The sequence below is a fragment of the Pseudomonas sp. LY-1 genome (assembly GCF_053502595.1).
On sequence record NZ_CP094353.1, the window covers coordinates 1409142 to 1423690 of the forward strand.

17 protein-coding genes are annotated in these 14549 nt (G+C 63.1%); 7 read left to right on the forward strand and 10 right to left on the reverse strand.

The features are described 5' to 3' along the window. Positions 1-16 precede the first annotated feature (16 nt). Together MOQ67_RS06440 and MOQ67_RS06445 are read right to left on the reverse strand one after the other, a co-directional pair. Entirely contained in the window at positions 17-505 is a 489-nt protein-coding gene (locus MOQ67_RS06440; protein ID WP_017848653.1) for a type II toxin-antitoxin system MqsA family antitoxin, read from the reverse strand. Beyond that, positions 502-813, reverse strand: a complete 312-nt coding sequence (locus tag MOQ67_RS06445; protein ID WP_046488644.1) for a type II toxin-antitoxin system MqsR family toxin — start codon at positions 811-813, stop codon at positions 502-504. Before MOQ67_RS06445 ends, MOQ67_RS06440 begins: the two co-directional genes overlap by 4 nt. A gap of 159 nt (positions 814-972) precedes the next feature. On the opposite strand from MOQ67_RS06445, the gene MOQ67_RS06450 reads away from it, so the two are divergent. Together MOQ67_RS06450 and MOQ67_RS06455 are read left to right on the forward strand one after the other, a co-directional pair. After that, complete coding sequence (locus MOQ67_RS06450) at positions 973-1632, forward strand: FadR/GntR family transcriptional regulator (RefSeq protein WP_017848655.1); 660 nt, start codon at positions 973-975, stop codon at positions 1630-1632. Beyond that, complete coding sequence (locus tag MOQ67_RS06455) at positions 1622-2887, forward strand: CynX/NimT family MFS transporter (RefSeq protein ID WP_198717664.1); 1266 nt, start codon at positions 1622-1624, stop codon at positions 2885-2887. Before MOQ67_RS06450 ends, MOQ67_RS06455 begins: the two co-directional genes overlap by 11 nt. On the opposite strand, the gene MOQ67_RS06460 is transcribed toward MOQ67_RS06455, so the two are convergent. The 8 genes from MOQ67_RS06460 to MOQ67_RS06495 form a co-directional block, all read right to left on the reverse strand. Next, complete coding sequence (locus MOQ67_RS06460) at positions 2884-3525, reverse strand: DUF1120 domain-containing protein (protein ID WP_448675878.1); 642 nt, start codon at positions 3523-3525, stop codon at positions 2884-2886. The two genes, MOQ67_RS06455 and MOQ67_RS06460, sit on opposite strands and share 4 nt — an antisense overlap. A 17-nt stretch (positions 3526-3542) precedes the next feature. After that, positions 3543-4667, reverse strand: coding sequence for a DUF1120 domain-containing protein (locus MOQ67_RS06465; RefSeq protein WP_198717662.1), 1125 nt, complete (start codon positions 4665-4667; stop codon positions 3543-3545). 10 nt (positions 4668-4677) lie between these two features. After that, positions 4678-7116, reverse strand: a complete 2439-nt coding sequence (locus tag MOQ67_RS06470; protein WP_198717661.1) for a fimbria/pilus outer membrane usher protein — start codon at positions 7114-7116, stop codon at positions 4678-4680. 124 nt (positions 7117-7240) lie between these two features. Beyond that, positions 7241-7963, reverse strand: a complete 723-nt coding sequence (locus tag MOQ67_RS06475; RefSeq protein WP_017848660.1) for a fimbria/pilus chaperone family protein — start codon at positions 7961-7963, stop codon at positions 7241-7243. 79 nt (positions 7964-8042) lie between these two features. Further along, positions 8043-8669, reverse strand: coding sequence for a DUF1120 domain-containing protein (locus MOQ67_RS06480; RefSeq protein WP_017848661.1), 627 nt, complete (start codon positions 8667-8669; stop codon positions 8043-8045). A gap of 56 nt (positions 8670-8725) precedes the next feature. Then, positions 8726-9352 carry a DUF1120 domain-containing protein gene (locus MOQ67_RS06485; protein WP_046384612.1) on the reverse strand — a complete coding sequence of 209 codons (627 nt, stop codon included), beginning with the start codon at positions 9350-9352 and terminating at the stop codon, positions 8726-8728. Between the two features lie 64 nt (positions 9353-9416). Further along, positions 9417-10037, reverse strand: a complete 621-nt coding sequence (locus tag MOQ67_RS06490; protein ID WP_177031855.1) for a DUF1120 domain-containing protein — start codon at positions 10035-10037, stop codon at positions 9417-9419. Between the two features lie 44 nt (positions 10038-10081). Beyond that, complete coding sequence (locus MOQ67_RS06495; protein WP_017848664.1) at positions 10082-10711, reverse strand: DUF1120 domain-containing protein; 630 nt, start codon at positions 10709-10711, stop codon at positions 10082-10084. Between the two features lie 414 nt (positions 10712-11125). On the opposite strand from MOQ67_RS06495, the gene MOQ67_RS06500 reads away from it, so the two are divergent. The 5 genes from MOQ67_RS06500 (at position 11126) to MOQ67_RS06520 (ending at position 14519) form a co-directional block, all read left to right on the forward strand. Next, on the forward strand, positions 11126-11953 hold the full coding sequence (locus tag MOQ67_RS06500; RefSeq protein ID WP_186351966.1) for a response regulator: 828 nt from the start codon (positions 11126-11128) through the stop codon (positions 11951-11953). A 181-nt stretch (positions 11954-12134) separates the two neighbouring features. Then, positions 12135-12770, forward strand: coding sequence for a response regulator transcription factor (locus tag MOQ67_RS06505; protein ID WP_026140231.1), 636 nt, complete (start codon positions 12135-12137; stop codon positions 12768-12770). Between the two features lie 227 nt (positions 12771-12997). Beyond that, positions 12998-13636 (forward strand): DUF1120 domain-containing protein, encoded by a 639-nt coding sequence (locus MOQ67_RS06510; RefSeq protein ID WP_226926121.1) that lies wholly within the window; start codon positions 12998-13000, stop codon positions 13634-13636. Between the two features lie 100 nt (positions 13637-13736). Beyond that, positions 13737-14207, forward strand: coding sequence for a nuclear transport factor 2 family protein (locus MOQ67_RS06515; protein WP_079444987.1), 471 nt, complete (start codon positions 13737-13739; stop codon positions 14205-14207). A 36-nt stretch (positions 14208-14243) separates the two neighbouring features. After that, positions 14244-14519 carry a GIY-YIG nuclease family protein gene (locus MOQ67_RS06520; protein WP_026140234.1) on the forward strand — a complete coding sequence of 92 codons (276 nt, stop codon included), beginning with the start codon at positions 14244-14246 and terminating at the stop codon, positions 14517-14519. The last annotated feature ends 30 nt before the right edge of the window (positions 14520-14549 follow it).

The window sequence follows — 14549 nt, forward strand, 5'->3', positions numbered from 1 at the left end:
TTTTTGCCTGCTGTTTTTACGCGGACGCTTGAGTTGCAAGCTGCGCATCTTTTGCGATCAGCAGATGGTTCAGGTCTTCGCCGGCATTGAGTGCCTCTATTTCGGCCAATAGATGCGGATGTTTATCCAGTAGACGCATCAATGTGAGCAGTGGCGCGGGCGGAAAGATCTCAGCCCTTTCGTAGCGGGAAAATGCGTTATGGCCGCGGCCGGTCAATAGCCTCACCGCGTCTTTCTGCGTCAGATGCAATTTGCGGCGAATTCGTTTCATTTCGGCGGCGATGATTGTCCTGGCATCCATTAACAACTTATCGCTGGCATCGGAATAACGCTCTGCGCTATCGGTGTCCGAATCGAATTCGACCTCGTGACAGGCCTGGCATTCCCAGCCTGCAATATCAGGGATATCCCGGATCATGCCGCGTGTGTTGATCGTGAAGCTGCGACCTTCGAAATGCTGCATTGCGTCATGGGTTCCGCAGCTCATGCATTGTTGGGTTTTCATAAGGTTTTCTCCTTGAAGGAGATTACGGGAGGACCACCGCCTGGGCGGTAAGTCACTTTGATGTAAATCTCCGTAGCGTAAATCTTGATCAGATAGACGTCCTGCCACACGCGGTGGTCTGAATAGGTCGTCATTGACTTGTACAACATTCGATTCTCAAGGGCGCAGACCGCGAGTCGCATCTGGCCGATGTTCAACTCAAGTTGTCGAGCCCCCTCCCGCGCGCTTGCGGTGAATGCTCTGCTACCCAACCTGATGACATCCGCCTTTATCACCGCCAAATCGTAATGAGGTGTGTACTTTTCCATAAGACACCTAAGGCTGAAATTACCCTTTAAGGGTAATTTTAACAATCGAAAATACTGCTCCGTTTCCCTGCCTGAAAACCCTAGTGCGTTGCCTTTGTAGGCAAGTCCGAATAGGCTGTAGGTAAATTCATCCTATGATTGGACGAAAGCGCAAACCTCATGACAGACATCTCCCCGCTGATCAAACGCTCCCTGGTCGACCAAGCCCTCGAGCAGCTGCGCCAGCGCATCACCCAAGGCACGTGGGCCATCGGTGAGCGCCTGCCCACCGAGCCTGAGCTGGCGGCGGAACTGGGCATCAGCCGCAATACCGTGCGCGAGGCCATGCGAGTGCTGGCATTCTCTGGATTGATCGAGGTCCGCCAGGGCGACGGCAGTTACCTGCGTTCGATGACGGACCCGCTGGGCGCCATGCGCGCGTTATCCCATTGCAGCCTGGAACAGGCGCAGGAGACGCGGCAGATCCTGGAAGTGGAGGCCATCGGTCTGGCCGTCCTGCGTCGCACCGAGCAAGACCTGCACCGGTTGCGCGAGGCGCTTGATGCCAGCGCCGCGCTGTATCACGGTGAGCTGGAGGCCTACATCAGCGCCGATCTGGTATTCCACCAACGGCTGGTGGACGCGGCGCACAACCCGGCGTTGAGCGAGTTGTACCGGTATTTTTCCAGCATCATCGGCGCGCAACTGCGCCAGACCCTGAACATCTCGCCGCGTCGCCAGGCGGTGTTCGACCTGCACACCGCCCTGCTTGATGCCGTAGCGCAGCAAGACCCGGAGCGCGCCAAATCCCTTTGCCGGCAGTTGATCAATGAACCCTGACGCCCCACGCACGCCTGAGTTGGAAGAATTGCTGATCGACGCCGAGGCCGACGACGATGCAGTCCAGCACAGCCCCCCGCCGACGAGCCGGCCATGGCTGTTGCTGCTGGGTCTGGTGCTGGTGGCGCTGAACCTGCGCCCGGCGCTGTCGAGCCTGTCGCCGCTGCTCAGTGAGGTCTCGGCCAGCCTGGGCTTGTCGGCGGCCAGGGCCGGTCTGCTGACCACCTTGCCGGTGCTGTGCCTGGGCCTGTTCGCGCCGCTGGCGCCGCTCCTTGCGCGGCGCTTCGGTGCCGAGCGGGTAGTGCTGGGGATTTTGCTGACGCTGGCCGGCGGTATTCTGCTGCGCAGTGCATTCGGTGAGGTCGGGTTGTTTGTTGGCAGCCTGATCGCCGGGGCCAGCATCGGCATCATCGGCGTGTTGTTGCCCGGTATCGTCAAGCGCGACTTCGCCAGGCAGGCGGGCGCGATGACCGGGGTCTACACCATGGCGCTGTGCCTGGGCGCGGCGTTGGCGGCGGGGGCCTCCGTGCCTTTGAGCGACTCCTTCGGCAACCGTTGGAGCATCGGGTTGGGCTTCTGGATGGTGCCGGCGTTGCTGGCCGCGCTGTGCTGGTTGCCGCAAATCGGGCAGAAGCATGGCGCGCATCGCGTCGCCTACCGGGTGAAGGGCTTGCTGCGCGATCCGCTAGCCTGGCAAGTGACCTTGTACATGGGCCTGCAATCGTCGCTGGCCTACATCGTGTTCGGCTGGGTGCCGTCGATCCTCATCGACCGCGGCCTGAGCGCCACCGATGCCGGGCTGGCGCTGTCCGGTTCGATCATCGTGCAACTGCTCAGCGCCCTCACCGCGCCTTGGCTGGCCACGCGCGGCAAGGACCAGCGCCTGGCCATCGTGGTGGTGATGCTGCTGACCCTCGGCGGGCTGATGGGCTGCCTGTACGCGCCCCTCGACGGGCTGTGGGGCTGGGCGATTCTGCTGGGCCTGGGGCAGGGCGGTACGTTCAGCCTGGCGCTGACCTTGATCGTGCTGCGCTCGCGGGATGCCCACGTGGCCGCCAACCTGTCGAGCATGGCCCAGGGCTTCGGTTACACCCTGGCCTCCCTGGGCCCGCTCGCGGTGGGCCTGATTCACGACTGGACCGGCGGCTGGGCCGCCACCGGCTGGGTCTTCGCGGTGATCGGCCTGGGCGCCATCGTCGCCGGCCTCGGTGCGGGGCGCGCGTGGTACGTCGAGGTCAGCAGCGAGAAAGTCTAGAGGTACTCCACCTCCAGCGTCGCCGAACCGTCCATGAGGATGTCGGTACTCAGGTCCAGGTTCTGTTTGGCGTTGATCACCGTCTCCAGGCTCAGCGTGCTGGTCAGGTTCTGGATCGCCATGGGGCCGGCGGTGCTGCCCGCGGTGTCGGTGAAGCCCAGCAGGCTCTTGGCGCCGATGTTGATCGGGTTGCGGTTGGCCGCGCGCCAGGCCACGCCGCCGGTGGTGGACTCGGTGCCGTGGACCTCGGCCACGCCACCCACCACGGTCTGCTGCGGATCGAACGTCAGCGAGTACACGCCGATCTTGTTCGCGCTGTTGTCCAGGCCCAACCCGTAATAAATCTCGCTGTTGACGTGGGCCGAGCCGTCGCGGTTGTCGTGCATGCGCAAGGCATAACGCACCGGGCCGTTGCAGATCACCGTCAGGTTCAGGGACTTGACCGGCAGCCGCGTGCCGGTCGTGAGGTTGAGGTCTTGCTGGGCGATCTTGCCGAAATCCACCACGCCGTTGGCCGACAGGATCGGCGCGCAGGACATCGGGATGATCCGGCCGTTGACGTTCAGGTCGACGGGGGCGGCGGCCTGCGCCGGTTGGCTGAACAACAGGGGCACGAGGATCAGGTAGCGAGCAATCATGGGAGGCTCCGAGGGGCTTAGAAGTAGGTGATTTCCAGGGTCGCCGAACCGTCGAGCCGCACTTCGCTGCGCAGGTCCAGGCTGTCGAGCGGCGCGATGAAGGCTTTCAGGCTGAGTAATGCGCTGAGGTTTTGCAGGGCATTCGGGCCTTCGGTGCTGCCGGCCGTGGCGGTAAACCCGAGGAGGCTGCGCGCGCCCAAGGGGATCGAGCTGGCGCTGGCGCTGCTCCAGGCGGCGCCGCCTGTGGTCGAGTCGGTGCGATACAGCTGGGGCAGGTTGTCGGCGCTGGCCTGAGCCGGGTCGACCAGCAGGTAATAACGGCCGACTTTCTGCCCGCGTGCATCCAGGCCCAGGCCGTAGGCGGTTTCATCGATGCCACCGGTGGCTGAGCCGGCGCGGTTGTCGTGCATGACCAGGGCAAACGGAGTCGGGCCGTCACAGCTGACCGTGAGGCTCAGCGCGCGGGCGGGCAGGGCGGTGTCTTTGTCGCGGTGCAAGTCGCTGACCGACAACTTGCCGAAGTCCACCGTGCCGTTGTTGGCCAGGGTCGGCGTGCAGGCCGTCGGTGCGAAGCGCGCTTGCAGCTGCAATTCCCGTGAACGCCCGGAGGTGGGCGCGTCCACCTGCGCCGAGGCTTCCCAGGTTTCGGCATCGCGCACGCGGATCGCTTCGTCCCGCGCCCACGCACTCACCTGCAGTTGCGCGGCAAAACTGCGCCCGGTGGCGGGCTGGCCGTCGTGCAGCGGGACGATGCCGTGGTCGGCGCGCCAGGCCAGGCTCGTGCCGATTTGCGCGGGCGCCTGGCCTGGGCCGGCGAGCAAGCCGAGTTGCACCGCGTGGCCATCGAGCACCGCGTCATGCACTTGCACGCGGTAACTGCCGCCGTCGCCCAAGCGCAAGCGCTCGGTGCCGGCAGCCAGGGCGCGGTAGAACAGGCTCATGTCAGCCGGTTGCGGGCAGTTCAAGGTCAAGGACAGGCGCCGTTCGCCGAGCAGGTGTTCCGCTGCCGGTGCTGATGCGACGGTGCGGTTCATCAGGCCAAAATCCAGGCGCGATTCGCTCAGGTCCAGGCGGCAGTCGTCCTCGGCCAGGGCCGTGCCGGCGAACAGCAGCAGGGCTGCCAGGCTGTGTTGAAGCTTCATATTGGGGTCCTCAAGGTCGCTGGCAGCGGGCCGGTGCGGTTTCGAAATACACGTGGGGGTCGGCCTTGGCCGGCAGTTCAAAGCGCAAGTGGCAGCGCGGCTGGTCAGGGGCCTTGATCCATAGCGGGCGGGTGTCGAGCACGTCGGGCAAGAACACTTGGTTGCCTTCCTGGACCAGGGTGATGAACTCGCCGTCCTCCGTGGTCACGGTCGAGCCGCGTGGCATCGGGGTGTCCAGGGTCAGCAGCGCACGCCGGGTGAGCGACACGCCGAACTCGATGCGGTCCACCGCGCCGCGGCCTGCCGATACCACCGCAAGCCCGTTGTGGATGTCGGCATTGCGCGGCAGCGAACGGGTGTGGACTTCCAGCGGGCTGCGCCCATAGGCGCTGAGCTGAGGCGCCACGGCCTGGCCTTGCCAGTCGGTCCATACCGGGCCGCTGGGGGTGTTGACCTTGATCCCGGGCATGTCGCCCACCGCCAGCACGGCAAAGGTGTCGCGCACCGGGTAGGGCGAGAACGTCAACCCGTCGGCGTGCAGCACCATCCCGCCGCGTGCGCCGCCCTGGTAGCTGGAGCGCTCGGCGTCAGCGCGCGTGTAGTTGAAATCCAGCTGGCTGTAGAACGGCAGGGCCGACACGCCCAGGGACGATTCGACTTCGCGGTCGCGGGTGTCATGTTCGACGCCGACGCGATACGCCAAGTGGTCGTTGATCTGTTCGTTGAGCCCCATCCCGGTGCGGTGCTCGCCGCCGGAATTGCGCACCCAGGCGCGGCCACGGCGACTTTCGCCGAGGGGCAGGCTGACCGTCAGGTACAGGCTGTCGTCGTTGTAACGACGCCCGCCCATGTGCCATTCGGCGGTGGTGGAAATCGACATACCGGCGACCTGCGTACCCCAGGAGGCGAGGGCGCGGCTGCTGCTGTCGCCCTGGAACGAGGACGAACGGGAAACCCCCGCGCTGAAGGCGCCCAGCCACGGGTGCGACCACGAGCTGGTGGCGCTCTGCTGGTCGCGGTAACGCGCGCGTTGCTGCTCGCGGGTGTCGACGATGTAGGTCGATTCGGTGAGGTCGCGGTAGCCCTGGGTGCGCCAGGAATTGGCTGCCGTGAAGGCCCAGCGCTCACTGAGTTTGTGCGACCACGACAGGTCGGTCTGCACCCCGCGTTCCTGGGTGCGCCGCGAGGCTTCGGAGGCGACCACGGCCACTTGCACCTGACTGTCCGGCAGCGGCAACAGGCCCAGGCTCAGGCCCGCCGAGCGATAATCCGCGGCCGCCAACAGCCCGCTGCCGAAGCTGAGCTGCGGATGCGGCGCGGCGCTCCAGCCGGCACTCAGCACCCAGGGTTCGGCGCCCGGGCCGTCGCCGATATTGCGCACCCGCCCGGCCGCCACCGAGTAGCCGGGCGCGGGCAGCCCCAGGCCGAGCATGGCGGCGGGCACGGTAAAGCGCCGTTCCTCGCCGGTGCTTTCCTTGACGGTGACTTCGACGTCGGAGCGCCCGTTGAGGCGCGGTACGTTGCTCAAGCTGAACGGGCCGGCGGGCACCACTGTGGAGTGAATCAACGCGCCGTTCTGGCGCACTTCCACCTGCGCCGGGCCGTTGGCGATGCCGTTGATGGTCGCGCCCTGGTTCTGATCCTGCAGGGCCTGTTCGGTGAGCACCTGCACGCCGGTGATTGGCGCACCCGCGAGCACCGGGTTGTAGAGGTTGATCTGCCCGGCCTGCAACACCGCCTGGTGGCTGGCGAAGGTGCGCTGGGCGTAGGCGTCCAGATGGGTGGTGCTTGAGCGGCTGTCCTGCCAGGTCTGTACCTGGCGGCTGCGCACGATCCAGTCGCCGGCATTGAAGCCGACCTCGGTATTGGCCGAGCCAAAGCGGCTGGAATCATCGCGGTAGTGGTTGTACAGGCCGCTCACGTCGTAGTTGAGCAGCGCCGCGAAACCGCCGGTCTGATAGCCGGAAATGTCCTGAGTGACCGGGCGCAGCGCCTGGGTGGGCACCACCAGGTTCAGGCTCAGGTTGGCCGGGTCGTGCTCGATCACGGTCTGTGGGTATTGCTCGAGAAAGGCATAACAACTGCTTTCTTCTGCCGGGCCCGAAGACGGCGTCACCAACTGCGCGGCGTCCAGCAGCGGCGGGTCGAAGCATGTGGCGCCGTGCTGATCCACGCTGACATCGACGCGCCCGCGCCGCTGGCCGTTGACCGTCAGGTTGAGCGCATGGCGCCCCTGGGTAAAACGCGGGGTCTGCATCAGCAGGCTGGCGAGTTCGGGATCGATGCCACGCTGGAGCAGGGTCTGTGGATCAAACGAACCTGTCGACGACTGCTCTGCCCATGCCAGGTTCGTCAGCAACCCCTGACTGAGCGTCAGCACCAGTAATGCCAGGCGCGGTGAAACGCCGGGCACGGCTTTGCCGTCACGGTAATGGATGACTGTGTTCACACAAATGCACTCGGATGATGGAAGTCCCCGGCGTGATTCCCTATCGCGTCAGGTCTTCCCGGTGGCCTTCAGTGGGTGGCCACTTCGTGATAGTGGCGCCGTCGTGTCCCTGGGCGCCGTTGCATCACAGGCTTATGGGCGCGTCGTGGGGCGCGACCGCAAAGCCATACACTGTGGCCGGTTGCAGGCGCACGCTGGTGGCACCGGCGCCGGCGCCGCTGGCGGTGACGGTCAGCGTTTCACCGGGCAGCACATAGGTGCGCGGCAGCATCGCCGAAGCATTGCCGGGCAGCAGTTGCAGCTCCTGGGCCAGGCGCACCACATACGGGGACGGGTTGTGGACGCTGAGCTGGTCGGCTTTCAAGGTCCATTGCAGGCCCAGCCACGGCGTGCGATTCGGCGCCAGCCCCTTGGGATGAATGATCACCGGCAGGTTCTGCCGCACGGTCACGCCCACTTGCGCGCGCCCGAGCTGGGCCGGGTCGCGCTGGGCGGGCATGCCCTCGAAAATCACCCGTTTGAGGCGCTGGGTTTGCAGCGGCGCCTGGGTTTGCAGGATGAAGCGCACCAACTGGCTCTTGGACGCCTCGACGCGGGTCAGGGGTGGAGTCACGAACAGCAGCGTGTCGCTGTCCTCGGGGATGTTTTCGAGGGTGACGTGCAGCAAGGCCATTTTGGTGTCGGTGTTGGTGACCGAGACCGTGGCCTCGCCATCGGCCTCGTTGACGATCACCACCGAGGTGTCCGGGACCATGCCGTCGGCACGCGCGACGGTTGCACCGAGGACGGCCAGTGCCACGCAGCAGAGACGCGGCAGCCAGCGCCAAACGGAAAAAAACGAGTTCATAACAGGGCTCTTCTATACAGGGCGCTTCAAATGGGCCGACATGCGCGCGGTGGGTGACCGGGGCGCCGACGGCACGGTGTCAGAGGTAACGCAGGTCCAGCGTGATCGAGCCATCGAGGGGCACCTCTTCGTGGAGCGTCAAGGTGTTGGCCGGGCTGATCGAGGTGTCGACCCGCAGGGACGCCACCAATTGCCGGATCGGCGCGGGCAGCGTATCGCCGGCCCGGGCAAAGCCCATCAACAGACGCGGGTACATGTTAGGTTCGGGTTTCCAGCTAGCCCCCTGGTCGGATGAGGTCAGGGTTTGCATCGGCTGCGAATCGCCTACCGGGCCGCGCAACGACAGGCTGACCGACCCGAGGCGTTCGTCGGGGGCATGGGGGTTCATGCCCAGCCCATAAAAATAATCCGGCGCCAGCGATGACTCGCGCTTGTTGTCGATGCCCACCAGGGCGAACAACACCAGGCCTTCGCAACTGATGCTCAAGCCCATCTGCTGGTTCGGCAGCACGGTGAACTCACTCGGATGCAACGTCGTCGCCAGGATCTTGTCGTGGTCGACAAGGCCGTTGTCCGACAGCGATACGCTGCACGCGCTGGGGGTGATTCGCCCGTTGACGTCCAACTCCACGCTCGAGAGCGCGAAGGCCAAGGGCGCCGCCGCCAACAGAAGGGTGAGGGCCGGCAAGCGAGTAAGCAGGTTCATGGCTTGAGTTACCTGGTGTTGAACGGGTGGTACGGGCATCGGGCAAGGCGGTGGCGTTACAGGTAGAGGACTTCGACCGTGACCGAACCGTCGATCACCGTGTCTTCGGTAATCGTCAGGCCCTGGGCCGGCAGGATGAATGGCTTGACCGAGAGCGCCACCTGCGTGTTCTGGGCCGGCACAGGCACCCGCGCCGCGCCGATCTCTTGGATCGAGATCAATTGATTGGTTTGCCAGCCCATGTCTGGCCGCATAGAGTTCCAGGTGGTGCCGTTGTCCGACGATCGGATCATCCCGACGGGCGTGTTATCGGCGACGCCCTGGTCGAGGAACATGAGGTAGCCGCCAATACGCTGACCGGCACTGGTCTTACCGATGCCATATTCGATGATGCTGTTTGCCGAGTCGGTGCGGTTGTCGGTGGCCGTCAGGGCAAACAGGGTCGAGGCTTCGCAGTCGATGCCCATTTGCAGGGTGACCGGGGTGAGTTGGGTCCGGGTGTCCAGGTTAAGGTCCTTGACCGAGACCCGGCCGACGTCGATGGTCTCGGCCGACAGGCTCGGCATGCACGCCGAGGGCACAATCAGGCCCTTGACGGTCAGGTCAACGGTGGAGGCGGCGAGCACCGGGAAAGCGCAGCCGATCAGTACGCCGGTAACGCTGGTACGCAGTAGCTTTTTCATGACGGGTGAAGCTCCAGGGATGGATAGGAATACAGGGGGTCCAGGGGGACAGGGGGTTACGCTGTTACAGGTACTTCATCTCAAGGGTCGCGTGCCCGTCGACGAGGACTTCGTCGGTGAGGGTCAGGCCATCGGCACGGGCAATTCGGGTGTAGAGCACAATGTCTGCTTCGAAGATCGTCACGGCCATTGGCTGAGTGGGGTTGTCCATTGCGGCAACCGCGAGCAGGTTGAGGTGGCCCAACTGCGTACCGGGGGTCCACGTGGTGCCGCCATCCAGCGACACGATGGTTCGCGCGGCCATGGTGTCCGCCATGGGGTTGCTCAAACTCAGCGAAACGCTGCCCAGTTTCTCGTCGTTGGGGGTCGTGCCCAGGCCGTGGTGGTTGGGGATCACCGATGTGCCGTGGCGGTTGTCGATGGTGGTCATGGCGAAGAGCGTCGAGCCTTCGCACCGCACGTTCAGGTGCAGGGTGTTGCGCGGCAGCAACGTGTCTCGGTCTTGGTTGAGGTCGCGCACGGTCACCTTTCCGTGGTCGATGGTGCCGCCTTCAGCCAAGCCCGGCGTGCAGGCTTTGGGCGTAATTACGCCGCTCACGCTCAGCTCGGCCTGGCTGCTGGCTAAAGCGCTGGGCACGTTCGCCAGCAGCAGACTCGCCAACAATGCGGGGAAATATTTATCCATGAAATGAACAACCTCTCTGGGCAATGCCCTGCGTGGATGATGAGTTACAGGTACTTGACCTCGATCGTGGCGGAGCCGTCGATCAGCACTTCGTTGCTCAAGTCCAGGCTGTTGGCGGCGGCGATCTGGGTGTCGATCACCAGCTCGCTGATCACGTTCTTGATCGGGATCGGCTTGGGATCCTGACCGTTCGACCTGTCGCCAAACGCCGCCATGTACGGGTTTTGCCAAACCACATCGTCAATGGCTTGCCAGCTCACGCCATCCAATGACTCGATGGGCTCGACGGCGACGTTGTCGGCCACCGGGTTTCTCAGGGAGAGCCAGAACGTGCCGATTTTCTGCAGGTTGTTGATCAGGCCCAGGCCGTAGCCGAAACCGTAGATTGACGACCCGGCGCGGTTGTCGGTGGTGCGCAACGCAAACAGGGTTGCGGCCTCGCAGTCCACATTGAGTTGCAGCCTGGCGGTGGGCAGGCTGGTCGGGCTGTCGAGGTTGAGGTCTTTTACCGAGACCTTACCGTGATCCACCACACCACTGGCGGACAACGTCGGTGTACAGGCGCTTGGGGTAATCACGCCTTTGACGGTCAATTCCACGGTACTGGCGGCGAAGGTCATACCGCTGCCGACAAGGGCGATGACGGCGGTGAATGCGGCTAAGGGCTTTTTCATGTGATCGAGCTTCCGATGCAAAACTGATTGCCGAGGGGCAAAGGGGGACCCGTCGGTAACTAGGTGGCGACCGCCTGGAGTGGCCGGTCGCGTCCCGCTCTGGGGATGCCGGGCAATCTATCGGGGGGAGGGCGTCGGGCAAATACAACAAATACGACAATGGGCGGATGTCGCACACGCCCAATCGACTTGTCGGAACTCGTTTTTTTGTGTGTAGGAAATATAAGGGTTTCGTAGTTGTTGTATCGCGCAGGCGGCCTAATTCAAATAGCGTTCCGGCCGATACATCTTCACAGCACATTCGAACAGCCAGGCGTGTTGCGTGCCGTACCCGGTACCTATGTCGGCGGATGTTCTGTCGGCCATTGAGGTTGCCGATCCCCGCGCCGTGCGCTTATTGAATTTGAGGTAGTCATGTCATCAGGCCCTATCCCAGGCGACCGAGCAGGGGATGACCTGGCCGCACAGCCGGCGTCAACCCGGCATTGGCGTGAGCTCAAGGTGTTGTTGGTAGACGATCATCCCGCGTATTGCCTGCTGATGGGCGCGATGCTGGAGCGGTTGGGGCTGGCATTTGCAGTGTGCGCGCACGGCCAGGCTGCCCTGGCGATTCTGGACGTCAGCCGCGCCGACCTGATTTTCAGCGACTGCCAAATGCCGGTGATGGATGGCTATGCCATGACCCGTGAGCTGCGCCGCCGCGAACTGCGCGACGGCACGGAGCGCGTGCCGGTCATCGCGTTCACCGGCAAGCTGGGCGCGCGCGAAATCCAGCAGTGCCAGGCTGCGGGCATGGATGCCTGGCTGGCCAAACCGGTGACCTTTCAACAACTGCGCCAAGTCCTCGGCGACTGGCTGCCCGGCCCGCGTATCAGCGAGACCGCGCAGCCGGTCACGGCGGTGGAGGGGCGCTGGCCGAGTCGCGGCCGGTTGGGGCAACTGTTCGGCTGCAGCGAGGCGCTGCCCGGCATCCTGGCAAGCCTGGTGTATGAGGCCGAGCTCGATCTGCATGCGCTGGCCCAGGCCACCGACGGCCTGCAAGCGCAGGCCACGGTCGAGCATTTGCACCGCTTGATCGGCAGCGTGGCGTTCTTCGGCGCCACACCGCTGGAAATGCGCGGTCATCAGTTGATCGAGGCGATCAACCGCGACGGTGTGGCCATGCACCTTCAGCGCTTGCTCGCCTTGCGCAGCGACTTGATGGGGTATCTGAAATATTTGTCGCTATTAGGAAAAGGATGACAGCTAAGACCGATGGCTTCTGTAGGTCTTCAGAGTGGGTAATTTCCTTTTTTTCTGTGGGGTAAAATTCTGCTCCCAGGGATTGCTGGGCTATCTGCCATTACGGCGTTTGGGGGCGGTTGTTGCCGATCCGATCCGGGAGTATTTTGCGCGGATTCAAGTTGCCATCATGGTGGTGCTCATGCTTCGCGTAATTATTGCTGACGATCATCCCATCGTGCGTATCGGGCAGAAAGTGGTGATAGAAGCCAATGGCCGGTGCAAAGTTGTCGCCGAGGCCGACGGCCCGGATCAGTTGTTGGCGCTGGTGGACAGCACCCCGTGCGATATCCTGGTGACGGACTTCGCCATGCCGGGTAACCAGCAAGCCGACGGCTATGGCTTGCTCGGCCTGATGCGGCGCCGGCACCCGGACTTGCCGGTGATTCTGGTGACCATGTTTGCCAATGTCGCCACGTTGCGCGAATCGTTTGCCCAGGGCGCGCGGGCGATCCTGGCCAAAAGTGCGTCGGCCCGCGAACTGCCCCTGGCGATTGCCGCCGTCAGTGAAGGGCGCACCTTCGTCAGCGAGTGTCTGCGCGCACAACTGGCGGAGGCCGGGACGGGCAATCAGCAAGCCGTGCCGCAGTTGTCCGGCAAAGAGCGCGAAGTGGTGCGGATGCTCGCCAGCGGCATGACCGTCAGCCAGATCGCGGCGCGGGTCAACCGCAGCATCTCGACCATCAGCAAGCAGAAAAGCACCGCGATGACCCGGCTGTGCATCTCCACCGATGTGGATTTGTTCGCTTATGCGCGTGCGGCGGGCATGGTGCCGTAGAAAGTTGCAGTTTCATGACGGTGCTAGAGTGAGTCAGGCAGTGGCTGAGTATCGTATTACTTGTATTAAGTTTGAATGAGTTATCCCTTAACTTGTGATGGCTGTCCTGGCATTGTTTGGTCGGGGCATACACTTCATTCTAATAGTTTTGTCTTGCTGGCGAGTTAAAGTAAGCGCGTCTGTGCGCTTGCCTGGCTTATCAAGTAATGACCGAAAGTGAGCCTGTTATGCAACCGTCCCGTGTACTTGTTGCCGCCGCGTTTTTGCTGGCCGGTGTTTCTAATGTAATGGCCGCATCCAGTGTGGATATCAGCGTGGTCGGTACTATCATTCCGTCGGCCTGTACGCCAACTTTATCTGATGCCGGTACGGTGGATTATGGGAAGATCTCGATCAACGATTTTCCTAGACTGGGGGAGATGGTACTGCCAGCGGCGACGATAAACTTGGAGGTTACTTGTGACGCGCCGACTTTGATGGCAGTCAGGAGTCTGGACAATCGAGCCGGAACTGCGGCTGTTCAATCACCGTCACATGACCCGCTCACCGTGTATGGTTTGGGCTTGGCAAGTGGTGGGCAAAAGATCGGCAGGTACGAACTTAAGATGAACGATGTGACAGCCGACGAACAACCGAGAGCTGTGATTGAGTCCATCGATAAAGAGACGTGGTTTGCTGCCGATAACGCAATGTGGCAACCACGTTGGCTGCGCACCGTGAGTAACGGTAATATAATTCCCGTGGCAGTGACGACCCTTAAGACAGACCTGATGTTGAGTACAGTCCTCGCGCCCAAAGACTCTCTGCCGGGTGAGGAAGAAATCCAGATAGACGGCAGCGCCACTTTGGACGTTATCTACCTTTAACCCCGCCAGGCATCACTTATTCTCGTGACGAATAACCATGGCTTTCCCGTGTTACGAGGATTATCGTTCAGCACCCCTGACCATCGTGCGAATGTTGCCCATGAGTGATGCCCACAACGTCCTGATCACCGAGTTCTATACGGCCTTCCAACATCTGGATGCCGAAGCCATGGCCGCCTGCTACACCGACGACGTGGTGTTCAGCGACCCGGCGTTCGGCGAGCTGCGCGGGCGCGATGCCGGGGATATGTGGCGCATGCTCACCACGCGGGCCAAGGACTTTTCCCTGACCTTCGACCATGTGCGCAGTGATGACACCACCGGCAGCGCCCATTGGGTGGCGACGTACCTGTTCAGCGCGACCGGCAATACGGTGGTCAACGACATCGGCGCACGCTTCGTGTTTCGCGACGGCAAGATCTGCGAACACCACGACCACTTCGACCTGTGGCGCTGGTCGCGCCAGGCCCTGGGCCTCAAGGGGTTGCTGCTGGGCTGGTCGCCCGCGCTGAAAAACGCCGTGCGCGCCCAGGCGCTCAAAGGCCTGAGGGCATTCCAGGCCAGTCGTTGATAAGATTGGCGCTCTTCTGGTTTGCCGAATCGACCCGTGACTGATCTTCCTGAACCCAAGCCCTGGTTCGTGTACCTGGTGCGTGCCGCCAACGGCTCACTGTATTGCGGCATCAGCAATGATCCGCTGCGCCGGTTTGCCTCCCATCAAAGCGGCAAGGGCGCGCGGTTTTTCCTCTCCAGCCCCGCCGTCGCGCTGGTGTACACCGAGCAGTGTGCGAGCAAGGGCGAGGCGCTGCGCCAGGAACGCTTGATCAAAAAACTGAAGAAGAGCGCCAAGGAATGCCTGGCGGCGAGTGGCTCATTGACCTGATTGATGGGCGCCTATTTCACCCACGCGTGA